The following is a 22872-nucleotide window of genomic DNA, read 5'->3' on the forward strand; positions in this document are numbered from 1 at the left end:
GGCGACGCCCGCCCGAGTCACGCGACCAGGTGTCAGGCGGCGGGCACGGCGCTGATCCCGCCCTCGCGGAACGCGTCGACGAACAGCGCGTGGTCGGTTCGGACGGTGGCGGCGTAGTCCTCGGCGAAGTCCACCAGGTCCTCGACGAACTCGTCCTCACGGCCCTCCAGGACGCCCGTGATGGCGGTCTCCGTCCGGAACGGCACGAGGTCGTGGTCCCCGTCCTCGTCCGTGGAGCAGTGGATCTTGGCCGTGGCCTGCCCCAGGTCCCGCAGCACGGGGGCGATCTGGTCGGGTTCAGTGAGCTCTCCCCAGGCCAGGTCCAGCGTGTAGGGGGAGAGCTCGGAGACGACGAAGGCCTTCCCGTCCAATGTGGTGTGACCCAGCAGCGGGTCGGTGTGGGTCTGCAGCGACCGCTGGCTGACCACGGCGCGGTGGCCGTCGTCGGCGAAGAAGTCCCGCACCCGCTCGTCGGTCACGATCCGGCTCGGGGCGGCCACCTTGGCCTGTTTCATGGTGAGCACGATGTCGTTCTCCTGGGCCTCGTCGAAGCCCTCGATGAGCAGGTTGTAGGCTGGCAGTCCCGCGCTGCCGATGCCGAAGCCCTTCTTCCCCACGATCGCCTTGACCTTGTAGAACACCCGGCGCCGGGAGCGCACGTCCTGCGGGACGGTGGACAGGTAGTCCTCGAAGGCCGCCTGGACCCTCCGGTGCTCGTCCTCCTCCAGCCGCCGGGTGGAGCCGTCGTCGAGGAAGTGGCGTTCGTGGGCGTCGATGAGGGTCATGGACTCCAGGAACCGGGTCCGGCGGGCGCTGCGGGCGGCGTGCAGCACGCCCAGGACGGCCCCCTCGGCGTCGTCCAGCCCGAACGCGAAGTCCGCGCTGCCGTCGGTCACGTAGTCGTGGACCCGGTCGAGATAGGCCCGCAGATAGGTCCGCACGAGGTCGCGGGCGACCTCCGAGGGCAGCGCCTTCTGCCAGCACAGCAGGGACAGCGACGCCACGAAGCGGCGCAGGTCCCAGGAGAAGTGCCCCACGTAGGCCTCGTCGAAGTCGTTGACGTCGAAGGTCAGCCGGCCCTCGCTGCTCATGTACGTGCCGAAGTTCTCCGCGTGCAGATCGCCCTGGATCCAGACCCGGCTGGTGCGCTCATCCGCCCAGGCGTCCTCCAGCTCCCCCATGTCGGCGTAGAACAGGGCGGCGCTGCCGCGGTAGAACGCGTACGGGTCCGCCGCCATCTTTCGGAACCGGGTCCGGAACGCGAGCGGATTCGCGTGCATGAGGTCCTCCAGGGCCTCCACGAGGGTGTCCACGATGTGCTGCTGACGCTCGGCTGACTGGTCCATCCGGCGACCCTAGCCAGAGTGCCTGGGAGCCAGGACGGGGAAGGCAGGGCACTGCCCGGACGCCGGCTCCGGCATCACCGCATCCGAGAACGATCCACAGGCACCATGCTTGTCCGCGAAACCGCCCGATCCCGGCGACTGGATCATCAGATCGCCGGGATCGGGCGGGACCGGAAGGTCAGGTGGACCGCGACATCACCACATCTGATCGATGCTCAGAGCGGGCGGCCGACCTGCTCGGACAGGGCCACACTGCTCAGACAGGTCGGCACCTCACAGGGGATCAGAAGTCCCAGTCCTCGTCCTCCGTGTTCACGGCCTTGCCGATGACGTAGGAGGAACCCGAGCCGGAGAAGAAGTCGTGGTTCTCGTCCGCGTTCGGGGACAGCGCGGAGAGGATCGCCGCCGAGACGTCGGTCATCTCCTTCGGGAACAGCGCCTCGAAGCCCAGGTTGTTGAGGGCCTTGTTGGCGTTGTAGTGCAGGAACTTCTTGACGTCCTCGGTCCATCCCACCCCGTCGTAGAGGGACTGGGTGTAGAGCACCTCGTTCTCGTAGAGCTCCTCGAGCAGCTCGTAGGTGTAGAGCTTCAGCTCGTCCTGGCGCTCCTGCGACTCCTGGGCCATGGCCCGCTGGAACTTGTAGCCGATGTAGTAGCCGTGCACGGCCTCGTCGCGGATGATCAGGCGGACCAGGTCGGCCGTGTTCGTCAGCTTCGCACGGGAGGACCAGTACATGGGCAGGTAGAACCCGGAGTAGAAGAGGAAGGACTCGAGCAGGGTCGAGGCCACCTTCTTCTTCAGCGGGTCGTCGCCCTTGTAGTACTTGATGACGATCTCGGCCTTCTTCTGCAGGTACGGGTTCTCCCGGGCCCAGCGGAACACGTCGTCGATGTCCTTCATGGAGGACAGCGTCGAGAAGATCGAGGAGTAGGACTTCGCGTGCACGGACTCCATGAACGCGATGTTGGTGTACACCGCCTCCTCGTGCAGGGTCACGGCGTCCGGGATCAGGGAGACGGCGCCCACGGTTCCCTGGATGGTGTCCAGCAGCGTCAGGCCCGTGAAGACCCGCATGGTGAGCTCCTGCTCCTCCAGGGTCAGCGTCTTCCACGAGGGGACGTCGTTGGAGATCGGGACCTTCTCGGGCAGCCAGAAGTTCGCGGTCAGGCGGTCCCAGACCTCGTCGTCCTTCGGGTCCTCGATCCGGTTCCAGTTGATGGCCTGGGCCTGGTGGTGGAGCAGCTGCACCTTGTCGATGCTCTCGCTCTTCTCCAGCGTCATGGTCTGTCTCTTCCTTGAACGGGGTGGGCCCCCGCGCGCGTCCTGCGACGCGCGCGGGGAGTTCGTGGTGGTCGCCGGGGCCGGCGGTCAGAGCATGCAGGACACGCAGCCCTCGACCTCCGTGCCCTCCAGCGCCAGCTGGCGGATCCGGGAGTAGTACATCGTCTTGATGCCCTTGCGCCAGGCGTAGATCTGCGCCTTGTTGATGTCGCGGGTGGTGGCCGTGTCCTTGAAGAACAGGGTCAGGGACAGGCCCTGGTCCACGTGCTGCGTGGCCGCGGCGTAGGTGTCGATGATCTTCTCGTAGCCGATCTCGTAGGCGTCCTGGAAGTACTCCAGGTTCTCGTTGTTCATGAAGGGCGCCGGGTAGTACACGCGGCCCAGCTTGCCCTCCTTGCGGATCTCGATCTTCGAGGCGATCGGGTGGATCGAGGACGTCGAGTTGTTGATGTAGGAGATGGACCCGGTCGGCGGGACGGCCTGGAGGTTCTGGTTGTACATCCCGTGCTCCATCACCGAGGCCCGGAGCTGCGCCCAGTCCTCCTGCGTGGGGATGTGCACGCCGGCCTCGGCGAACAGCTGCCGGACCCGCCCGGTGGCCGGGGCCCACTCGCGGTCGGTGTACTTGGCGAAGTACTCCCCCGACGCGTACTGGGACCGCTCGAAGCCGGCGAACGTGGCCCGCCGCTCCTTCGCGATCTCGTTCGACGCGCGGATCGCGTGGTACGTGACCGTGTAGAAGTAGATGTTCGTGAAGTCGAGGCCTTCCTCGGAGCCGTAGTGGATGTGCTCCTTGGCGAGGTAGCCGTGCAGGTTCATCTGGCCCAGCCCCACCGCGTGGGACATCTGGTTGCCGCGCTCGATCGAGGGCACCGAGTTGATGTTGGACATGTCCGACACCGCGGTGAGGCCCCGGATCGCGGTCTCCACCGACTGGCCGAAGTCCGGGGACTGCATGGTGAGGGCGATGTTGAGGGAGCCGAGGTTGCAGGAGATGTCCTTGCCGACCTCGTCGTAGTCCAGGTCCTCGTGGTACGTGGACGGCTCGGAGACCTGGAGGATCTCGGAGCACAGGTTGGACATGATGATCTTGCCGTCGATCGGGTTCGCCCGGTTCACGGTGTCCTCGAACATGACGTACGGGTAGCCGGACTCGAACTGCACCTCGGCGAGGGTCTGGAAGAACTCGCGGGCCTTGATCTTCTTCTTCTGGATCCGGCCGTCGGCGACCATCTCGTGGTACTTCTCGCTCACGTTCACGTCCGAGAACGGCATGCCGTAGACCCGCTCCACGTCGTACGGGGAGAACAGGTACATGTCCTGGTTCTTCTTGGCCAGCTCGAACGTGATGTCCGGGATGACCACGCCCAGGGACAGGGTCTTGATCCGGATCTTCTCGTCCGCGTTCTCCCGCTTGGTGTCCAGGAAGCTGTAGATGTCCGGGTGGTGGGCGTGCAGGTACACCGCCCCCGCGCCCTGGCGGGCACCGAGCTGGTTGGCGTAGGAGAAGGAGTCCTCCAGCAGCTTCATGATCGGGATGATGCCCGAGGACTGGTTCTCGATCTTCTTGATCGGGGCGCCGGCCTCACGGATGTTGGTCAGTGCGAACGCCACGCCGCCGCCGCGCTTGGACAGCTGCAGCGCGGAGTTGATGGAGCGCCCGATGGACTCCATGTTGTCCTCGATGCGCAGCAGGAAGCAGGAGACGAGCTCGCCGCGCTGCTGCTTGCCCCGCGTTTGAGGAACGTGGGGGTGGCCGGCTGGAAGCGCCCGGAGATGATCTCGTCCACGAGCTGGGCGGCGAGGGTCTCGTCGCCGTCGGCGAGGTAGAGGGAGACCATGACCACGCGGTCCTCGAAGCGCTCGAGGTAGCGCTGGCCGTCGAAGGTCTTCAGCGTGTAGGACGTGTAGAACTTGAACGCGCCCAGGAAGGTCTCGAAGCGGAACTTCTTCGCGTAGGCCCGCTTGGAGAGCTCCTTGATGAAGTCCCGGCTGTACTTCGCCAGGACCTCGGGCTCGTAGTACTGGTGCGAGACCAGGTAGTCGAGCTTCTCCTCGAGGTCGTGGAAGAAGACGGTGTTGTTGTTGACGTGCTGCAGGAAGTACTGCCGCGCGGCCTGCCGGTCGGCGTCGAACTGGATGTTGCCGTCCGCGTCGTAGAGGTTCAGCAGGGCGTTGAGCTCGTGGTAGCCCAGGCCCTGGTACTTCTGCGGAACGCGCTTGTCCTCGTGGCCGGGCTCGACGCTCACGCCCGGGGCTGCGGAAATTGTCGCCAAAACTGTTCCAATCCTTCGTTTACCTTGCGGACATCCTCGGAGGTGCCCATGAGTTCGAACTTGTAGAGGACGGGGACGTCGCACTTGGCCGCGATCTTGTCCGCGGCCAGGCAGAACGCCGGCCCGAAGTTGGTGTTGCCCGCGCCGATCACGCCGCGCAGCAGCCGCCGGTTGGCCTCCCGGTTGAGGAACTTCACGACCTGCGGCGGAACGGCCCCGCTGCCGCTGGGCCGCCCGTAGGTCGGGGCGACCAGCACGAAGGGCTCGGTCATCTCGGGGGGCTCCTCCCCGGTCAGAAGAGGAAGGCGCACCGCGCGGGCGGCGAGCTTCTCGACGAAGCGGTGCGTGTTGTTGGAGACCGAGGAGAAGTAGACGACCAGGGGGGCGCAGGGCTCGGACGCCGCGCGGGCGGCGCCGGGGTCCTGCAGAGCGGTCCCGGGGGTACCGGGGAGGTTCGTGCTCATGTGCTTCCGCGCTCCGGGGTGGGTCGGTGGCCGGTGGTCCTGTATCCGGGTCCGGGACCGGGCGCCGCGGGGAAGCGGGCGGCGCGCGGGCCTCAGGCCGAGAGCAGGACGGCCAGGGAGGTGATCTTGTCCGGACGGTAGCCGGACCAGTGCTCGGTGGGCGTCTCGACGACCGGGACCTGCTGGTAGCCCAGCGCCAGGACGTGGGCCAGGGCCGCCTCATCCTCGGTGACGTCGACGACGTTGTACTCGATGCCCTTCTTGGTCAGGGCCCGGTAGGTGGCATTGCACTGGACGCAGGACGGCTTGCTGTACACGGTCACGGACATCGCTGTTTCCCCTTGGTCGCTCGGGTGGTTTTTTCGGGGGAGATCCGGGACTTCCGCAGACTCTGCGGCGGTGAAGGGGTCTCTCCGGGTGGCTGATTTCAATACTACATCTAGTGTCCGGAAGGGGAAGTGACCCCTAGATGCAGTGGTGACGGTTGTCCACAGCTCCTCTCCGGCTATCCCCAGGGCGGGCCTCGGCCATCCACAGGGCACCGTCCGCGGGGGTCGCGGAAATCCGCGACCGGGGCCCCGATATGCACAGGCTGTGCGCTCCGCGGGGCCCCGTGGCGGTGGACCGAATTAATTTTCGGACACGGCGTGTCGGCTCCGGCGGCGGGGGCGTCGCAGACCGACCGCCGCGCCGGCGAGCAGGGCCCGCAGGCCCCGGTAGGGCGGGTAGACGACCCGCAGGGTGTCGGGGGCCAGCGGCTTGTCCAGGACCGCTCGCGCGTGGGAGAACGTGGTGAACGAGAACTTCCCGTGGTAGGCGCCGGTCCCGCTCTCCCCCACCCCGCCGAAGGGCAGCTCCGGGCTGCTCAGCTGCAGCAGCGGCGCGTTGAAGGACAGCCCGCCGGAGGACGTGCGCCGGCGGAAGAGCTCCTTGACCGCCTTCTCCTCGGTGAAGACGTACAGGGCCAGCGGTTTGTCCCGCCCGATCACCAGCTCCACCGCGTGCTCGGCCGACTCCACCGGCACCAGCGGCAGGACGGGCCCGAAGATCTCCTCGGCCATCAGCGGGCCGTCCGGCGCCGAACGCACCACGGTGGGCGCCAGGTAGCGCGCCTCCGGGTCGGCCGCGCCGCCGCACACCACGTCCTCGGCAGGGACCTGGTCCAGGAGGCCGGTGAGCCGGTCGAGGTGGCGCTCGGTGACGATCCGCCCGTAGGAGCCGCTGCGGCGCGGGTCCTCCCCGTAGAGCTCCCCCACCGCCCGCACCAGCTCGGGCTCGAGGGCGGCCAGCGTCCCGGGCGTGCCGAGGACGTGGTCCGGGGCCACGCAGGTCTGGCCGGCGTTGAGGAACTTCCCCCACACGATCCGCCGCGCGGCCGTGCGCAGATCGGTCGAGCCGTCCACCCAGACCGGGGACTTCCCGCCCAGCTCGAGGGTCACCGGCGTCAGGTGCCGGGCGGCCGCGGCCATCACGATCCGGGCGACCGTCCCGTTGCCGGTGTAGAAGACGTGGTCGAAGCGGTGCTCCAGCAGCCGGGTGGTCTCCGGGACGCCGCCCTCGACCACGCTGACGCAGTCCCCCAGGTACGTCTCGAGCAGTCCGGCCAGCACCGCGGAGACCGTCGCGGAGACCTCGGAGGGCTTGACGACGACGGTGTTGCCGGCGGCGAGCGCTCCCGCCAGCGGACTCAGGACGAGCTGGACGGGGTAGTTCCACGGCGCCATCACCAGCACGGAGCCGAGCGGCTGGTGCTCGATCCGGGAGCGGGCCGGGGCCAGGCTCAGCGGGACCGGGATCCGCACCGGGGCCATCCAGCGGCGCAGCTCCTTGCGGATCCCGGCGATCTCCTCGAGGGTGAAGCCGATCTCGGTCAGCCACGCCTCGGCAGGGGGCTTGCCGAGGTCGGCCGCGAGGGCGTCCTGGAGCGCCTCACGGTTCTCCCGCAGGAGGTCCTCCAGCCGCTGGAGCCGGTCCAGCCGGGCCTCGAGGTCCAGGTCCGGGACGAAGGACGCCCGGGCCCGGGCGACGGCGGCGTCGACCGCCGGGAATTCCCCGGTGGTGGCGGCCGGGGCGGCGGCGGTGAGGGTGCTGTGGGTGCTGGTCATGGCTCCAGCGTAGGATCGCGCTCGGACGTTCCACGCCGCGGGCGGGTCGGCCTGCCGCTCAGAGCAGTCCGTGCTCGGCGAGCTGGCGGGAGATCGAGGCGCCGTCGTTGCCCTCGATCCACAGCGTCCCCTCGGGGATGCTCACCCGCCGCTCCTCGTTGACGAGGGGGTTGCCGGCCAGGACCGCCTCGGCCGGGGACAGGTTGCGGATCACGATCGCGGCCACGTGGTCGGGATAGCGGTGCACGAAGCCGCTGTAGATCTCGGGGTCGTGCTGGCCGTCGTCGCCGATGAGGATCCAGCGCACCTCCGGGAAGTTCCGGGCCAGGCGCTCGAGGTTCTGCACCTTGTGGGCCGAGCCGGCCCGGAACCAGCGGTCCGTGGTGGGCCCCCAGTCGGTGAGCAGCAGGGCCCCGTCCGGATAGGCGTTGCGGGTGAGGAACCGGCGCAGGGTGGGCGCCACGTTCCAGGCGCCCGTGGAGAGGTAGACGAAGGGCGCCTCGTGGTGGCGGTGCAGCAGCCGGTCCATCATCACGGCCATGCCCGGGGTCGGGGTGCGGGCGTGCTCGTTGAGCACGAAGGAGTTCCAGGCCGCCAGCAGGGGGCGGGGCAGGGCGGTGACCATGACGGTGTCGTCGACGTCGGAGACCACGCCGATCCGCTGCTCGTCGGCGACGACGAACACCCGGGCCTCGACGACGTCCGAGCCCTCCGTCTGCATCCACACGGTGTGCTCACCGGGGGGCAGGGACACCTGCAGGTCGACGTCGATCACTCCGCCCTTGTCGGCCACCAGGTGGAACTCGTACTCGTCGATCCAGACGTTGACGTGGGCGAAGGCGATGGGCACGGAGGTGAAGGAGCGCCAGCCGCGGATGGACTCGGCGCTCTCGTCGGTGGACTCGATCAGCCCGCGGGTCTTCAGCAACGCCCGGCCCAGCACCCGCACGTGGTGCTCGGACCCGTAGCCCTCGAAGGCGACCATGACGGGGATGTCGCCCCGGGACTCGGCGCGGCGCTGGCGGAACCGGTGGAACCGCTGCTCGAGGCGGTAGCCCACGTTGATGGCTTCTTCGGTGACCTGGTCGACGGTCTGCAGGAGGTCCGAGCTGTCGGATTTCTTCGCCATGCGCCCAGTGTTTCACAGCGCCCGCCCGGGTCACGGCGGCGCCCCGCGGGGCGCCGCGGGCCGGTTTCCCGGTCCACGGCACCCCGTGGGCGTGCGTCGCCGCGCTGGCTGCTGCGGCTAGTTCTTGATGTAGCCGTTGGGGTTGAGCACGTACTTCGTGGCGGCCCCGGCGTCGAACTCGGCGTAGGCCCGCGGCGCCTCCTCCAGCGGGATGGCCTTGGCGTTGACGGCCTTCGCGATCTGGATCTTGTCGTGCAGGATCGCCATCATCAGCTGCCGGTTGTACTTCATGACCGGGCACTGGCCGGTGGTGAAGGACAGGGACTTGGCCCAGCCGGTGCCGAGGCTGATGGACAGGGAGCCCTTCTTGGCGGCCTCGTCGACCGCCCCCGGGTCCCCGGTGACGTAGAGACCCGGAATGCCCAGGGCCCCACCGGCGGCGGTGATGTCCATCAGGGAGTTCAGCACGGTGGCCGGGGCCTCGTGGGAGGCGTCCTTGCCGTGCCCGCGGGCCTCGAAGCCCACCGCGTCCACGCCGCAGTCGACCTCCGGCACGCCGAGGATCTGCTCGATCTGCTCGGCCGGCGCGCCCTTGGACACGTCCACGGTCTCGCAGCCGAAGCTGCGGGCCTGCGCCAGACGCTCCTCGTTCATGTCGCCCACGATCACCACGGCCGCCCCGAGCAGGTGGGCCGAGGCCGCCGCGGCCAGGCCGACCGGGCCGGCGCCGGCGATGTAGACGGTCGAGCCGACCCCCACCCCGGCCGTGACCACGCCGTGGTAGCCGGTGGGCAGGATGTCGGAGAGCATGGTCAGGTCCATGATCTTCTCCAGGGCCTGGTCCCGGTCCGGGAACTTCAGCAGGTTCCAGTCGGCGTAGGGCACCAGGACGTGCTCGGCCTGTCCGCCGACCCAGCCGCCCATGTCCACGTAGCCGTAGGCGGAGCCGGGCCGGTCCGGGTTGACGTTGAGGCAGATGCCGGTCTTGCGCTCCTTGCAGTTGCGGCAGCGCCCGCAGGAGATGTTGAAGGGCACGGAGACGATGTCCCCCACCTTGATGAACTCCACGTCGGGGCCGACCTCCACGACCTCGCCCGTGATCTCGTGACCCAGGACCAGGTCCGTGGGGGCCGTGGTGCGGCCGCGGACCATGTGCTGGTCGGAGCCGCAGATGTTGGTGGCCACGGTCCGGAGGATGACCCCGTGCGGGACCTTGCGGCCGATGTTGGCGGTGTTGATGCCGGGTGCGTCCTTGAGCTCGAACTCCGGGTAGTCGGTGTCGATGACCTCGACCTTGCCGGGACCCTTGTAGGCGACTGCTCTGTTGCCTGCCATCATGACCTCTTCCGTTGAGGATGTCCGCTGGAATGTGCACCGCGAGGCGCGAGTGTCCGGCGGATCCCGACACGTCGTGATACAGCTCACGGAGGTCGGCCGCCGGTGGAGCAGACGCTAACAGGACACATCAACGAGCGGAAGGGATGCGGGCGAGCGCGGCTTTTGTGGCGCGGGGCCCGGAACGGCCCAGTGAAGGACACGGTGGGCGGCACGGCGGGCGGAGCCGTGGCCGGGACAGCGAAAGAGCCCGTTCCGCGTGGTGCGGAACGGGCTCTTTCGTCCTGGTGGAGCTGAGGGGACTCGAACCCCTGACCCTTTGCATGCCATGCAAATGCGCTACCAGCTGCGCCACAGCCCCAGGTCGTTACCTCCGGAACACTATCACAACCTCGGAGTTCCCTTTTCGGTCACCCTTTTCCGGTTGATCCTGCGCCCCGCTGGGCAACGCATTCATACTAGACAGCTGATCCGGATCAAGGCAAATCGTCGGACGCGGGGGACGGAGCGGACTCCTCCGGCGCGGTGGCGCCCTGCTGGGACGGCCCCAGATCGACCACGGGGCTGTCCCGCCAGAGCCGCTCGAGCGCGTAGAAGGCCCGGTCCTCGTCGTGCTGGACGTGGATGACCACGTCGCCGTAGTCGAGGAGGACCCACCTGCCCTCGGAGCGGCCCTCCCGGCGGATCGGGCGCAGGTCGAGCCGCTCGACGAGCTTCTCCTCGATCTCGTCGACGACGGCGTTGACGAGCCGCTCGTTGGAGGCGGAGGCGACGAGGAACGCGTCGGTGATGCCCAGCGCCTCGCTGACGTCCAGGGCCACGATGTCGTGGGCCTGCTTGGCGTCGGCCGCGGCGGCCGCGATCCGGAGGATGGACAGGGAGAAATCATTGACAGTCAAGGAGGATCCTTTCCCGGTGAACCGGTGGTTCCGTCCCCTCGAGGGGACGGTGTGGAGCGAACGGATGGTGAACAGGAGGGAGGGAGCGCCCTCAGAGGACGAAGAGCACCAGCACCACGGCCAGCGCCGCCAGCAGGACCAGCAGCAGCAGAGCCAGTCGGCGACCTGCGGCCCCGCGCCGGTACTCGCGCGGCTCGAGCAGCTCCAGGCCGCCCGCCGCCGAGGCGGGCACCGGAGCGGCCGGCGGCTCCGGCTCCTCCTCGGCCCGCTCCCCCGCCGGCTCCGGCAGGGCGGCCACCGGGGGCGCGGTCTCCGGCGGGTCCGACTGCGGTGCCGTCGCGTCACCGGGATCCTCGGGGGCCGCCGCGTGCGAGCCGTGGTGCTCGGCGGGGGCGACGATCTCGATGTGCGTGAGCGCGGCCAGCTCCTCCGGCGCGAGCCGGTTGCTGAACAGGGAGGGGTCGACGTGCACCGGGTCGTGGCCCACGTGCCCGTCCGTGCCGGTCGTGCCGTCCGCACCGGGGAAGACGACGGTGATCTGCTCGGTCGCCTCCGGAGGCGTGGGCTCGCCGGGCGGCGGCTCCGCGGGCGCCGGCTCGGCAGGGGCGGTCCGCGCCGCGGGAGGCTGCGGCGTCACGGGCGCGGGGACGCCGGCACCGCCGGCGGAGGGCGCATTGGCCTGCTCGGCCTGGGCGGCGAGCTCGGCGAAGCGGCGCTGCTTCTCGAGCAGGTCCGGGTCGGCCGGGTCCCCGCCGGTCTGCTGCAGCTCGCGGGAGCGTTCGGCCAGCTCCCGCTGCAGGCGGGCCAGCCGCCGCGGCCCGAGGGGCTTCACGGGCCGCACCGGCACGGCGTCCCCGCCGAGGTCGATGATCGGGGCGGGCCCGGAGGGAGCCGGCTGCCCAGCGTCGTGGGTCCCGGCGTCGTAGGCCCCGTCATCCGGGGTTCTGTCGTCCCGGGCCTCGTCGTTGCCGGGCATCAGGGGGCCTCCACCGGGACGGTGCCCGGATGCGCGCCGACGTGCCCGGCCTCCGCGCTCGCCTCCGGGCCGAGGTACAGGCCGTACTTGTTGATGTACTGCACCACGCCGTCGGGCACGAGGTACCAGACGGGCTTGTGCTGGGCCACCCGGGCGCGGCAGTCCGTGGAGGAGATCGCCATGGCCGGCACCTCGAGCAGGTTCACCCCGCTGGACCCCACGGGCGCGGCGAGGTCGTGGCCCGGGCGCGTCACCCCCACGAAGTGGGCGAGCTCCCACAGCTCCTCGGCGCCCTTCCACGTCAGGATCTCCGCCATGACGTCGGCGCCGGTGATGAAGAACAGGTCCGCCTCCGGGCGCTGGCGCTTCAGGTCGCGCAGGGTGTCCACCGTGAACGTCGGGCCGTCGCGCTCGATGTCGACGCGGCTGACGGTGAAGCGCGGGTTGGACGCCGTGGCGATCACCGTCATCAGGTAGCGGTGCTCCGCGGGGCTCACGGCCCCGGCGGCCTTCTGCCACGGGTGGCCGGTGGGCACGAACACGACCTCGTCGAGGTCGAACTCCCCCGCCACCTCGGAGGCGGCCACGAGGTGGCCGTGGTGGATCGGGTCGAACGTCCCGCCCATCACGCCGAGCCGGGTGCGTCCGGGTCGGCGGGCCGGGACGGCCGTCCCCGTCGCGGGCAGGTCCCGGGAGCGGGCGGAGGCGTCCTGCGCGGCGGTCGTCACGACGAAGGGACTCCCCGGCTCAGCCGTGCCGCTTGGCGGCGTAGTCGGCGAGCAGCGCCTGCTCGTCCGCCGGCAGGTCCGCGGGGTCCTGGTGCTGGCCGGCCTCCGGGCTGAGCCCGCGGTTGGCGAAGGACATCGCCACGATCATCAGACCGATCAGCACGACGAACACGGATCCGCCCCACACGACGGGCGGGATCCCGGCCTCGGCGGCGGCGTGCCCGCCCTCGACGGCGGCGAGGACGGTGGTGACGGACTGCTGGAGCATGGGGATCCCTTCAGGTGCCGGCGCGGAGCCGGAAGTCGGTGAGCGGCCCGTGCCGCCTCGGCCGGCGGGCCCGGACGGTTCTCATGGTACTGAATCCGCGGCGGGCCCGCCGCGTGCGGCTCAGGCGCGGACGTGCCCGTCGCCCTGGACGATCCACTTCGTGGTGGTCAGCTCCTCCAGGCCCATCGGGCCGCGCGCGTGCATCTTCTGGGTGGAGATGCCGATCTCGGCGCCGAGGCCCAGCTGCCCGCCGTCGGTGAACCGGGTGGAGGCGTTGACCATGACCGCGGCGGCGTCGATCTCCGCCACGAAGCGCTCGGCGTGGGCGAGGTCGTTGGTCACGATGGCCTCGGTGTGCCGAGTGGACCACCGGTCGATGTGCTCGAGCGCCTCGTCCAGGGAGTCGACCACCTTCACGGCCAGGTCCATGGACAGGTACTCGGCGGCCCAGTCCTCGTCGGTGGCGCGGACGTGGTGGCTGCCGGCCGGCAGCATCGCCTCGGCGCGCTCGTCGACGTGCAGGGTCACCCCGGCGCGGTCGAGTGCCGCCAGGACGGAGTCCCCGTGCGCGAAGCCGCTGTGCAGCAGCAGCGTCTCCGTGGTGTTGCACGTGCTGGTGCGGTGGGTCTTGGAGTTCACGACGAGGTCGACGGCCATGTCCTTCGACGCGGAGTGGTCGACGAACAGGTGCACGTTGCCCTCGCCGGTCTCGATCACGGGGACCTTCGCGTTCTGCACGACCGACTGGATCAGCCCGTGCCCGCCGCGCGGGATGAGGACGTCGACCTTGCCCTGGGCACCCATCAGGGCGTTCGCGCCCTCGCGGCCGTACTCGTCGATGCTCTGGACGCAGTCCACGGGCAGCTTCACGTCGGCGAGGGAGTCGCGGATGATGCCCACGAGGGCCCGGTTGCTCTCCTCCGCGGCCGAGCCGCCGCGCAGCAGCACGGCGTTGCCGGACTTCAGCGCGATGCCGGCGATGTCGACGGTCACGTTCGGGCGGGCCTCGTAGATGGCGCCCACCACGCCCATCGGCACGCGCACCTGGCGCATCCGCAGGCCGTTGGGCAGGGTGCTGCCGCGGACGAAGCCGCCCACGGGGTCGGGCAGCGCGGCGAGCTCGCGCAGGCTCTCGGCCAGGCCGGTGATCCGCTGGGCGTCGAGCTTCAGGCGGTCCAGCAGGGCCTCGGAGGTCCCGTTCACGCGGCCGCGCTCGAGGTCCTTGGCGTTGGCGGCGAGCACGACGTCCTGCTTGCGCTCGATCCGGTCCGCGACGGCCAGCAGCGCGCGGTCCTTCCAGGTGCGGGTGGCGCGGGCGAGGATGCGGGCGGCGTCGCGGGCGTCGTCGGCCATGGCGGACACGCCGGCGACCGGGTCCTCGCCGAAGGTGGCGATCACGCCGGTGTCGGACACGACCGCCTTGCCGGTCGTGGGAGTGGCTTCGTCGGTGGTCACGGAATCGTGTGCGGCGGAAGTCATTTCTTCAGTTTAGTCCGCGCACCCCGGGCGCGCAGAACCACCAGGTTGTCCACGTGCACGAGCTCCCGGCTGTAGTCGTCGCCCAGCTCGTCCGCGAGCACCGAGGTGGACTTGCCGAGCATCGGGGGGATCTCGTCCGAGGAGTAGTTGCTGAGCCCGTGGGCGATCTCCCTGCCGTCCGGGTCCCGCAGGGAGACCGGCTCCCCCGCCTCGAAGGTGCCGGAGACCCCGACGACGCCGGCGGCCAGCAGGGAGTTGCGGTCCCGGATCGCCTCCACGCGCCCGGGTCCAGGGTCAGCGAGCCCTTGATGTCGGCGAGGTGGGCCAGCCACAGCAGCCGCACGTTGCGGCGGCCCCCGGAGGTCGCGAACCAGGTCCCGACGTCCTCCCCGTGCAGGGCGCGGGTGATGTTCTGCGCCGAGGTGACGAGGGCGGGGATGCCCGAGGCCGCCGCGATGCGGGCCGCCTGGACCTTGGTGACCATGCCGCCGGAGCCCACGCCGGCGGCCCCCACGGAGCCGATCTGCACGCCCTCGAGGTCCTTGATGGGATCGTTGACCACCGGGATCCGGTCCCCGCCCTTGCGAGGGTCCTTGGTGTAGAGGGCGTCGACGTCGGACAGCAGCAGCAGGACGTCGGCCTTGATCAGGTGGGCGATGAGGGCGGCGATCCGGTCGTTGTCGCCGAACTTGATCTCCTGGCTGGACACCGCGTCGTTCTCGTTGACGATCGGCAGCACGCCGAAGTCCAGGAGCCGTTCGATCTGGCGGTGGGTGTTCTTGTAGTGGCTGCGCCGCATGAGGTCCTCGGCGGTCACGAGCACCTGACCCACGGTGACGCCGTAGCGGGCGAACGACTCGATGTAGCGGCCCATGAGCAGGCCCTGGCCCACGGCGGCCGCAGCCTGCTTGCCGGCGAGGTTTTTGGGCCGCCGGGACAGCCCCAGGGGCGCCAGCCCGGCCGTGATCGCGCCCGAGGAGACGAACACGATTTCGATGCCGCGCGCCTTGGTCTCCCCCAGGGCGTCCACGATCATCCGCACGGCCTGCTCGTCGATGGAGCTCTCGATGGACGTCAGCGACGACGAGCCGACCTTCACCACCACGCGGTGGGCGCGCGGGATGTCCTCCCGGCGCTCGATCGGGCTGCGCCGGTTCTTGCCGCGGTTCTCGCTGCTGAGCTGGACCGCGGACTTCTCCGCGACCTCCTCGAGGCGCTCGACGTCGATCTGGGTCGTCTGCTCGTTCATCCTGTGCGTCTCCCTGTGCGGTGGGCGTCGTCGGTAGGGGGGTCGGTCGTGATGGTCGTGCGGCGGGTCGGTGTCGTCGGTGACCGGACGGTCGGCCCCGGGTCCGCCGTGTCCCGGGGTGCTCACGGGCCGGGCCGGTCGTGTCCGGTCGGTCGGTCCGTGCCGGTCGGTCGGTCCGTGCCGGTGGTCGGCCGTCAGTCGTCGGCGCCGGGGTCCGGCTCGGTCCCGCCCCGGCGGGCGTCGACCGACTCGGTCCACACCCCGGCGGTGCGCTCGGCCTCGAGCTCGGCGCGGGCCGCGGCCTTGGCGTCCTTGCGCTCCTGGTACTGCTGGCGCTTCTGCTCGCGGGTCGGGCGGTCGATGTCGGCGAAGCGCAGGTCGGTGCCGCGCGGGCCGGCGAGCAGCTCCGCACCCCCGACCATCGTGGGCTCCCAGTCGAAGACCACGCCGTTGTCCTCCGGGCCGATGAGCACGGCGTCCCCGGGCCGGGCGCCCTGCTTGAACAGCCCGGCCTCCACGCCGAGCTTCGCGAGGCGGTCGGCGAGGTAGCCCACCGCCTCCTCGTTGTTGAAGTCGGTCTGCAGGATCCAGCGGTCGGGCTTGTCCCCGCGCACGTGCCACAGCGGCTCGAGGTTGCGCTCCTCGCGGGTGATGGTGAACTCGGGCCCGCGCACGCCCTTCGGCCGCAGCACCACGCGCGGGGCCTCCGCCGGGGCCGGGCGCGCGGCCCGGGCCTGCTCCACGACCTCGCCCATCGCGAAGGTCAGCGGGCGCAGCCCCTCGTGGGAGGCGGTGGAGATCTCGAAGACGCGGTAGCCGCGGGACTCGAGCTCGGGGCGCACGAAGTCGGCCAGCTCGCGGGCCTCGGGCACGTCGATCTTGTTGAGCACCACCAGCCGGGGTCGTTCGTTGAGCGGCAGCGCGTCCCCGCCGTCGAGGTCGCCGTCCACGGCGTAGCCGGCGAGCTCCGCCTCGATGGTCTCCAGGTCGGAGATCGGGTCCCGGCCGGGCTCGAGGGTGGCGCAGTCCAGGACGTGCACGAGGGCGGCGCAGCGCTCCACGTGGCGCAGGAACTCCAGGCCCAGGCCCTTGCCCTCGGAGGCCCCCGGGATCAGCCCGGGCACGTCCGCGACGGTGTAGCGCACGTCCCCGGCCTGGACGACCCCCAGGTTGGGCACGAGCGTGGTGAACGGGTAGTCGGCGATCTTCGGCCGGGCCGCGCTGATCGCCGCGATCAGGCTGGACTTGCCGGCCGAGGGATAGCCGACCAGGGCGATGTCCGCGATCGACTTCAGCTCCAGGACCACGTCCCGGGAGGCGCCCGGGGTGCCCAGGAGGGCGAAGCCGGGGGCCTTGCGCTTGACCGAGGCCAGCGCGGCGTTGCCGAGCCCGCCCTGACCGCCGGGGGCGGCGACGAACTCGGCGCCCTCGCCCACGAGGTCGGCCAGGACGTTGCCGTCGCCGTCCTTGACCACGGTGCCGTCGGGCACCGAGAGCACCAGGTCCTCGCCCTGGTGGCCGTGCCGGAGGTCGCCCTTGCCGGGTCCGCCGTTGGGCGCGGAGCGATGGGGGGCGTGGTGGTAGTTGAGCAGGGTGGTGGTCTGGCCGTCCACGCGCAGGATCACGTTGCCGCCGTCGCCCCCGTTGCCTCCGTCCGGCCCGCCGAGCGGCTTGAACTTCTCGCGGCGGATGGACACGCAGCCGTGCCCCCCGGAACCGCCGGAGACGTGCAGGACGACGCGGTCGACGAAACTGGCCACGGAGAGCTCCTCTGGGTCATGAACGGGCGGGCCCGCGCACGGGCCACGTTAAAACTGTAGAGGGCGGGCGCTGGACGCACCCACCCTCCACAGATCAGACATGGGTGGTGCGGGACGGGTCCCGCACCGGGGGCCGGCGGACCGGCCCGGTCGACTACTCGGCGGCAGCCTGGATGTTGACGACCTTGCGGCCCCGGCGGGTGCCGAACTCGACCTGGCCGGCGGCCAGGGCGAACAGGGTGTCGTCGCCACCGCGGCCGACGTTCAGGCCGGGGTGGAAGTGCGTGCCGCGCTGGCGGACGAGGATCTCGCCGGCGTTGACGGTCTGGCCGCCGAAGCGCTTCACGCCGAGGTACTGCGCGTTGGAATCCCGACCGTTGCGAGTGGAGCTCGCGCCCTTCTTGTGTGCCATGAGGTGTGCCTACCTTCGTGTTGGGACTGGCGTCCGGTATGTGGAGGGGGAATCGCGCCGATCAGGCGTCGATACCGGTCACCTTGACGGTGGTCAGCTCGGCCCGGAAGCCCTGGCGCTTCTTGTAGCCGGTCTTGTTCTTGAACTTCTGGATGGAGATCTTGGGACCGCGCAGGTCGCCGACGATCTCGGCCGTGACCTTCACGCCGGCCAGGGTCTGGGCATCCGAGGTGATCTTGTCCCCGTCCACCAGCAGAAGAGCAGGAAGCTCGATGGTGCTGCCTGCTCCGCCGGCGACGCGGTCAAGGGTAACGAGGTCTCCGACGGAAACCTTTTCCTGGCGGCCGCCAGCGCGGACAATCGCGTACACCACTTGGGAACTCACTTCTCTCGACGTCATGTGTAAACAGTGTGGGTCGAGCGCACCCCTGTCAGGACCAACGACGTTGAGACGAGCTGACGGTGACCGGCCCGTGGGACCAGGCCGTGGTCAGCGCAGGTTCGCCGCAATTCAGGAACTGCACCCGCATGTGCCGCCAGGTGGGGTGTCGAGTTGGAACACGCGCGCACCGGCATGGCACCGAAGATCAAGACTACTCGATCCCGTCAATGCCCGCCAACCGAACCGCCGGGACCGGCGCGGCGAAGAAGTCCCGCTCCAGGGCGCAGGCCTCCAGGAACACCTCCCGCATCCGCTCCCGCACGGCCGGGGACGCGCCCCGGGCGGCCTCGTCGAGCAGCTCCCGGGCCGTGCGGGTCGCCTCCTGGAAGCCCTCGTCGGCGTAGGTGGCGAGCCAGTCCGCGTAGGAGTGCTCGGCGGCCCCGGCGGCCGCCGCGAGCTCCCCCAGGTGCCGGCCGACGTCGGCGTAGACCCAGAAGCACGGCAGCACCGCGGCGAGGCCCACCGGGTAGGGCTCCGCGGCGGTGGCCGCGAGCAGGAAGGAGGTGTAGCGCCGCGTCACCTCCCCGGGACCGGCGCCGGCGGCCCCGGGCTCGGCGTGCCGCAGGCGGGCCCGGTGCAGCTCGCCCTCCGTCTCGGTGCAGGACACCGCGCCGGTCGCGAAGAACAGCCGCTGCCGCTCGTCCGGGGCCCGGGCGGCGAGCAGGGTCAGCGCCCGGCTGTAGCCGTCGAGGTACTGCAGGTCCTGGTCCAGGTAGGCGAGGAACCGCTCGGGCTCGAGCCGGCCGTCGCCCAGGCCGCGGACGAAGTCGAGCTCCTCGATCTCCCGGCGCAGCCCGGCGGAGGCCGCCCAGAGCTCGTCGCTGAACCGGGCCGGTGCCGCGCCCCAGCTCTCGAGCGCGTCCTGGACGTGGTGGAAGTGGTGCACCGGGCCGCTGCCGTGGCCGACGGCCAGGTCCCCGGAGCGCTCGAGCGCCCCGCGCAGCCACGCACGGGCGATGCCGAGGCTGTGCGCCCAGTCCCCGTGCCGGGCCTGCAGGGTGGCCAGCGCCGAGGAGAGCGAGCAGCCGGTGCCGTGGGAGTTCTCGGTGGGCACCCGGGCGCCGTCGAACGCGACGAGGGGCTCCGGCGCGTCCGGACCCACGAGGGCGTCGGGGGTCCGGTCCCCGGTGAGGTGCCCGCCCTTGACGAGCACCAGGGTGCCGTGGGCCCGGGCCACCCGGTGGCCCTGCGCCAGAGCCTCCGCCCAGGAGGACGCGACCTCCTCCTGGGCGAGCACCGCGAGCTCGGGCAGGTTGGGGGTGACGAGGTCGGCGTGGCCGAGCATCGCGCGCAGCGCGTCCTCGGCCTCCCGCTCGAGCAGGCGCCCGCCGGAGGTCGCGACCATGACGGGGTCCAGCACCACCACCGGCGGCCGGCGGTCCTCGAGCCAGCGGGTCACCGTCTCGATCACCGGCACGGAGCCGAGCATGCCGATCTTCACCGCGTCGATCTCGACGTCCTCGGCGACGGCGTCCAGCTGGGCGGCGAGGAACTCCGTGGGAGGGACGTGGACGGAGCGCACCCCGAGGGTGTTCTGCACCACGACGGCCGTCACGGCACTCATGCCGTAGCCGCCCATCGCCGCGATCGACTTCAGGTCCGCGTGCTGTCCCGCCCCGCCGGTGGGGTCGGTGCCGGCCACGGCCAGGACGCGGGGCACCCGGGGGCTCATCGGGCCACCTCCTCGGGGACGCGGCCGAAGGCGCGCACGTAGCGGGCGGCCGCGGCCGCGGGATCGGGGTCGGCGCAGATGCCGGAGACCACGGCCAGTCCGGCCGCCCCGGCGGCACGCAGGGCCGCGGCGTCCTCGACCCGCACCCCGCCGATCGCCAGGCACGGCAGGACGGTGCGTGCCGCGGCACGGGCGAACCCCTCGACGCCCAGCGGCTCCGGGTGGTCTGGCTTGGTGCGGGTGGCGCGCACGGCGCCGACGCCCAGGTAGTCGACGGTGCCCGGGGGCAGGGCGGCGGCCGCGTCGAGCTCCGGCGCCGTGGCGGCGCTCAGGCCCAGCACCGTGTCCGGTCCGCAGATCCGCCGGGCCAGCTCCACGGGCAGGTCGGACTGGCCGACGTGCACCCCGGCCACGGGCGCCCCGGCCGCCCGGGCGGCCAGGTAGGCGTCGGCGCGGTCGTCGACGAGCACGGGGACGTCCCGGCCCACGCGCTCCGCGACGGCCACGAGCAGGGCGACCAGGTCCCGGGCCGGGGCGTGCTTCTCCCGGACCTGGACCATGGTGGCTCCCCCGGCCACGGCGGCCGCCACGACGTCGGGCACGCTGCGCGGGGCGCTGAGCGCCGTGTCGGTGACGAGGTGCAGGGCCAGGGCGGCGGGGTCGAGGCGGGCGCTCACCGGGCACCCTCCTCGCGCACGAGCTCCGCCCGGGCGGCGAGCTGCTCCGGGGTGATGGCGTGCAGCCGGTCCAGCAGGGCCACGGCGAAGGATCCGGGGCCGGCGCAGCCGGCGGCGGCGTCCTCGGCCGCCAGGGTGTAGACCGTCGTGGCGGCGGTCGCCGCCGCGGCGGGGTCGGCGCGCACGGCGGTGAAGGCGGCCATCAGGGCGCCCAGGGCGCATCCGCCGCCGGTGATCCGGGTGAGCAACGGCGTGCCGTGCGGCACGCGCACCACGCTCCCGTCCGGGGCGCGCACGAGGTCGACCGGCCCGGAGACGGCCACCGCGGAGCCGGCCTGCGCGGCGATCGCGGCGGCGGCGTCCCGGGCGGCGTCGACGCCGTGGGTGGCGTCCGTGCCCCGCCCTCCGGCGCCGCCGGCGAGGCCCATGATCTCCGAGGCGTTGCCGCGCACGATCGCCGGCCGGTGCCGCAGCAGGTCGCGGGCCAGCGCGGTGCGCACGGGCAGGGCGCCCACGGCCACGGGGTCCAGCACCCAGGCGAGTCCGGCCCGCTGCCGGGCGCCGACCGCCTCGTAGGCGGCCCCGCGCTGCTCGGCGGTGGGCGTGCCGGTGTTGACGAGCAGTCCGTCGGCGAGCTCCGCGAAGATCCCGCCCTCGCCCTGGATGTCGGTCATGGCCGGGGAGGCGCCCACGGCCAGCAGGACGTTGGCGGTGACGTTGGCGACCACGGTGTTGGTGATGCACTGCACCAGCGGCGCCGCGGTGCGCAGCTCCTCGAGGGCCGTGGCGGCGTCCTCGGCGAGCGCGGGGTCCGGCGGCGCCCCTTCGGCTCCTGCGGTGCGGGCGGGCAGGGGTACGGCATCGCGCATCAGCGACATCCCTTCGCTAGTACTGGCTAGATCAGGTTCGACGGGTGTGATCTCAGCCGCTCGCGCGGCACCCCGTGTCAGGTGTTCCGCCAGTCTAGCCGCCCGTCGGTGCCGGGCGAGGCGGGGCCCGGCCCCGCGGCCGGGGACCCGCCCGGACCGCCGCGGAGGCGGCCGCCCGGTCAGAAGAACCCGTTGTCGTGCGGCATCCGCTCCGGGACGGGCTGGACGACCTCCCAGTGCTCGAGGATCCGCCCGTCGGCGACCCGCCACAGGTCGTAGCAGCCGGCCGGACGCGGGTCGCCGGGCTCCCCGCCCTCGCCGTCGGGCTCGAGCACCCCCTCGGTGACGGTGAGGACGAAGCCGCCCTCGCCGAGCACCCGGTGGAGGGCGCGCCGGGCGAGCCGGGACTCCGGTCCGGCGCCGTGCTCGACGAAGCGCGGGTCGCGGGCCAGCTCCTCGAGGGCCTCCCGGTCCGCGCCGAGGAGACGTTCGTGCACCCACTCGGTGATCAGCGCCTTGTTCGCCGCGGTGTGCTCGTGGTCCGTGACCTGCCGGGGGCCGTCGACCCGGTGCGCGCCGGCGGCTCCGCGGGGCAGCGGCTCGAGGGCGTCCCAGTGCTCGGCGAGCCGGTCGCCGGCCACGCGGAAGACGTCCACCGCCACCAGGGGTTCCGGACCGAGACCGTGGTAGACGCAGTGGACGGCGACCATGTCCCCGTCCTCGAGCACGCGCAGGGTGTCGATCCGGAAGTCGTCCGGCAGCTGCTCGAGGACGGCGCGGAGCCCCTCCCGGCCGTCGGGCCCGAGCCCGGAGTGCTGCCGGAAGTCCGGGGCCCAGTACCGGTCGAGGGCCGCAGGGTCCCGGTGTCCGAAGAGGTCGGCGCCCGCGGTGAGTACGATCTGCTTGCTGCTCATGGTCATCCCCTCGGCGCTGCGGGCCGGGGGGCCACCCGGTCGGGCCGCCCGCGTGTGGTGCGTCCACGCTACTCCCGGCCCCGCGCGGCCGGACAGGGAATCCGGCCGTGTGACGGCCGCGGAGTCCGGCGGCGGACCGGCGGGAGTCCGGCAGGCGGCGGGCCGGTCCGATCGGGGGCACGGGTCCTGTGACGGCGGAGGACCCCGACCGGCCGGTCGGGGTCCTCCGGGTCGCCTCGGCGGAGTGGTGCTCAGTCCTGACCGGCGGGCCGGCCGCTGCTGAGGTCCTCGGCCTTCACGCCGACGCCCACGACGGTCGGCCCGTGTCCGGCGGGAGCACGCTGCGGGAGCTCCGCGGCGGTCGTCGCCTCGTGCCGCCCGCCCTCGGCGGCGGCGCCTGACCGGCGGTCACCTGGGCCTCCCCCGGCCTAGGGTGCTCCGTCGAGGCGCCCATCACGAAACGGGCGTCCGCCGCTCATGGAATCGAGAGGTGACACATTGACTTTGGACGAGGGCTTCGCGGAACTAGAGCGGCTCGCCATACGGGAAGGCGACGCTGCCGCGGACGATCTAACAAGAAACGAGGCTCA

At 71.5% G+C, this 22872-nt stretch carries 19 protein-coding genes, 1 tRNA gene, 2 pseudogenes and 1 riboswitch; all 22 genes and pseudogenes read right to left on the reverse strand.

Annotated features, from left to right (window positions below):
- Positions 1 to 32: 32 nt before the first annotated feature.
- The gene (locus BJF77_RS00580; protein WP_075870990.1) at positions 33 to 1346 is read right to left on the reverse strand and encodes a DUF2252 domain-containing protein; all 1314 of its coding nucleotides are present in this window, start codon (positions 1344 to 1346) and stop codon (positions 33 to 35) included.
- A gap of 283 nt (positions 1347 to 1629) precedes the next feature.
- Positions 1630 to 2628: a class 1b ribonucleoside-diphosphate reductase subunit beta gene (gene nrdF / locus BJF77_RS00585; RefSeq protein ID WP_047804161.1), complete on the reverse strand. Its 999-nt coding sequence runs from the start codon at positions 2626 to 2628 to the stop codon at positions 1630 to 1632.
- A gap of 87 nt (positions 2629 to 2715) precedes the next feature.
- A pseudogene (gene nrdE / locus BJF77_RS00590) lies at positions 2716 to 4877 on the reverse strand (class 1b ribonucleoside-diphosphate reductase subunit alpha).
- Positions 4874 to 5368 (reverse strand): class Ib ribonucleoside-diphosphate reductase assembly flavoprotein NrdI, encoded by a 495-nt coding sequence (gene nrdI / locus BJF77_RS00595; RefSeq protein WP_082157468.1) that lies wholly within the window; start codon positions 5366 to 5368, stop codon positions 4874 to 4876. The pseudogene nrdE and the gene nrdI overlap by 4 nt, the downstream one beginning before the upstream one ends.
- Before the next feature lie 92 nt (positions 5369 to 5460).
- Positions 5461 to 5697 carry a glutaredoxin-like protein NrdH gene (nrdH, locus tag BJF77_RS00600; RefSeq protein ID WP_047804163.1) on the reverse strand — a complete coding sequence of 79 codons (237 nt, stop codon included), beginning with the start codon at positions 5695 to 5697 and terminating at the stop codon, positions 5461 to 5463.
- A 300-nt stretch (positions 5698 to 5997) separates the two neighbouring features.
- On the reverse strand, positions 5998 to 7473 hold the full coding sequence (locus tag BJF77_RS00605) for an aldehyde dehydrogenase family protein (protein ID WP_075870991.1): 1476 nt from the start codon (positions 7471 to 7473) through the stop codon (positions 5998 to 6000).
- Positions 7474 to 7531: 58 nt separating this feature from the next.
- Positions 7532 to 8602, reverse strand: coding sequence for an App1 family protein (locus BJF77_RS00610; RefSeq protein WP_047804165.1), 1071 nt, complete (start codon positions 8600 to 8602; stop codon positions 7532 to 7534).
- A gap of 117 nt (positions 8603 to 8719) precedes the next feature.
- Positions 8720 to 9937 carry a formaldehyde dehydrogenase, glutathione-independent gene (fdhA, locus tag BJF77_RS00615; protein WP_075870998.1) on the reverse strand — a complete coding sequence of 406 codons (1218 nt, stop codon included), beginning with the start codon at positions 9935 to 9937 and terminating at the stop codon, positions 8720 to 8722.
- Positions 9938 to 10222: 285 nt separating this feature from the next.
- Positions 10223 to 10298 (reverse strand) — tRNA-Ala (locus BJF77_RS00620).
- Positions 10299 to 10413: 115 nt separating this feature from the next.
- Complete coding sequence (rsfS, locus tag BJF77_RS00625) at positions 10414 to 10836, reverse strand: ribosome silencing factor (protein WP_047804166.1); 423 nt, start codon at positions 10834 to 10836, stop codon at positions 10414 to 10416.
- Between the two features lie 91 nt (positions 10837 to 10927).
- On the reverse strand, positions 10928 to 11812 hold the full coding sequence (locus tag BJF77_RS00630; RefSeq protein ID WP_075870992.1) for a hypothetical protein: 885 nt from the start codon (positions 11810 to 11812) through the stop codon (positions 10928 to 10930).
- Positions 11812 to 12438, reverse strand: coding sequence for a nicotinate-nucleotide adenylyltransferase (gene nadD / locus BJF77_RS00635; protein ID WP_047804179.1), 627 nt, complete (start codon positions 12436 to 12438; stop codon positions 11812 to 11814). The genes BJF77_RS00630 and nadD overlap by 1 nt, the downstream gene beginning before the upstream one ends.
- Before the next feature lie 121 nt (positions 12439 to 12559).
- The gene (locus BJF77_RS00640) at positions 12560 to 12808 is read right to left on the reverse strand and encodes a hypothetical protein (RefSeq protein WP_047804168.1); all 249 of its coding nucleotides are present in this window, start codon (positions 12806 to 12808) and stop codon (positions 12560 to 12562) included.
- A gap of 120 nt (positions 12809 to 12928) precedes the next feature.
- Positions 12929 to 14287, reverse strand: coding sequence for a glutamate-5-semialdehyde dehydrogenase (locus BJF77_RS00645; RefSeq protein WP_255396062.1), 1359 nt, complete (start codon positions 14285 to 14287; stop codon positions 12929 to 12931).
- Positions 14284 to 15536 (reverse strand): annotated as a pseudogene (gene proB / locus BJF77_RS00650) (glutamate 5-kinase). Before proB ends, BJF77_RS00645 begins: the two are co-directional and overlap by 4 nt.
- Before the next feature lie 194 nt (positions 15537 to 15730).
- Positions 15731 to 17296: a GTPase ObgE gene (obgE, locus tag BJF77_RS00655; protein ID WP_047804169.1), complete on the reverse strand. Its 1566-nt coding sequence runs from the start codon at positions 17294 to 17296 to the stop codon at positions 15731 to 15733.
- Positions 17297 to 17450: 154 nt separating this feature from the next.
- Positions 17451 to 17708, reverse strand: coding sequence for a 50S ribosomal protein L27 (rpmA, locus tag BJF77_RS00660; protein WP_017834601.1), 258 nt, complete (start codon positions 17706 to 17708; stop codon positions 17451 to 17453).
- A 61-nt stretch (positions 17709 to 17769) separates the two neighbouring features.
- On the reverse strand, positions 17770 to 18081 hold the full coding sequence (gene rplU / locus BJF77_RS00665) for a 50S ribosomal protein L21 (RefSeq protein WP_047804170.1): 312 nt from the start codon (positions 18079 to 18081) through the stop codon (positions 17770 to 17772).
- A gap of 220 nt (positions 18082 to 18301) precedes the next feature.
- Complete coding sequence (locus BJF77_RS00670; RefSeq protein ID WP_075870993.1) at positions 18302 to 19822, reverse strand: bifunctional hydroxymethylpyrimidine kinase/phosphomethylpyrimidine kinase; 1521 nt, start codon at positions 19820 to 19822, stop codon at positions 18302 to 18304.
- On the reverse strand, positions 19819 to 20499 hold the full coding sequence (gene thiE, locus BJF77_RS00675) for a thiamine phosphate synthase (protein ID WP_075870994.1): 681 nt from the start codon (positions 20497 to 20499) through the stop codon (positions 19819 to 19821). Before thiE ends, BJF77_RS00670 begins: the two co-directional genes overlap by 4 nt.
- A complete protein-coding gene (thiM, locus tag BJF77_RS00680; RefSeq protein WP_083664902.1) occupies positions 20496 to 21368 on the reverse strand; it encodes a hydroxyethylthiazole kinase in 873 nt (290 codons plus the stop codon). The genes thiE and thiM overlap by 4 nt, the downstream gene beginning before the upstream one ends.
- A riboswitch (TPP riboswitch) is annotated at positions 21360 to 21453 on the reverse strand. (Overlaps the previous gene by 9 nt.)
- A gap of 94 nt (positions 21454 to 21547) precedes the next feature.
- The gene (locus BJF77_RS00685) at positions 21548 to 22282 is read right to left on the reverse strand and encodes a nuclear transport factor 2 family protein (protein ID WP_047804173.1); all 735 of its coding nucleotides are present in this window, start codon (positions 22280 to 22282) and stop codon (positions 21548 to 21550) included.
- Between the last annotated feature and the right edge of the window lie 590 nt (positions 22283 to 22872).

This window comes from Kocuria sp. CNJ-770, from assembly GCF_001942375.1.
Lineage (GTDB): Bacteria > Actinomycetota > Actinomycetes > Actinomycetales > Micrococcaceae > Kocuria > Kocuria oceani.

Coding starts and splice junctions, on each gene's coding strand:
- BJF77_RS00580 (WP_075870990.1), bottom strand. CDS start 1,346: ATGGACCAGTCAGCCGAGCGTCAGCAGCACATCGTGGACACCCTCGTG.
- nrdF (WP_047804161.1), bottom strand. CDS start 2,628: ATGACGCTGGAGAAGAGCGAGAGCATCGACAAGGTGCAGCTGCTCCAC.
- nrdI (WP_082157468.1), bottom strand. CDS start 5,368: ATGAGCACGAACCTCCCCGGTACCCCCGGGACCGCTCTGCAGGACCCC.
- nrdH (WP_047804163.1), bottom strand. CDS start 5,697: ATGTCCGTGACCGTGTACAGCAAGCCGTCCTGCGTCCAGTGCAATGCC.
- BJF77_RS00605 (WP_075870991.1), bottom strand. CDS start 7,473: ATGACCAGCACCCACAGCACCCTCACCGCCGCCGCCCCGGCCGCCACC.
- BJF77_RS00610 (WP_047804165.1), bottom strand. CDS start 8,602: ATGGCGAAGAAATCCGACAGCTCGGACCTCCTGCAGACCGTCGACCAG.
- fdhA (WP_075870998.1), bottom strand. CDS start 9,937: ATGGCAGGCAACAGAGCAGTCGCCTACAAGGGTCCCGGCAAGGTCGAG.
- BJF77_RS00630 (WP_075870992.1), bottom strand. CDS start 11,812: ATGCCCGGCAACGACGAGGCCCGGGACGACAGAACCCCGGATGACGGG.
- nadD (WP_047804179.1), bottom strand. CDS start 12,438: ATGGGCGGGACGTTCGACCCGATCCACCACGGCCACCTCGTGGCCGCC.
- BJF77_RS00640 (WP_047804168.1), bottom strand. CDS start 12,808: ATGCTCCAGCAGTCCGTCACCACCGTCCTCGCCGCCGTCGAGGGCGGG.
- BJF77_RS00645 (WP_255396062.1), bottom strand. CDS start 14,287: ATGACTTCCGCCGCACACGATTCCGTGACCACCGACGAAGCCACTCCC.
- rpmA (WP_017834601.1), bottom strand. CDS start 17,708: ATGGCACACAAGAAGGGCGCGAGCTCCACTCGCAACGGTCGGGATTCC.
- BJF77_RS00670 (WP_075870993.1), bottom strand. CDS start 19,822: ATGAGCCCCCGGGTGCCCCGCGTCCTGGCCGTGGCCGGCACCGACCCC.
- thiM (WP_083664902.1), bottom strand. CDS start 21,368: ATGCGCGATGCCGTACCCCTGCCCGCCCGCACCGCAGGAGCCGAAGGG.
- BJF77_RS00685 (WP_047804173.1), bottom strand. CDS start 22,282: ATGAGCAGCAAGCAGATCGTACTCACCGCGGGCGCCGACCTCTTCGGA.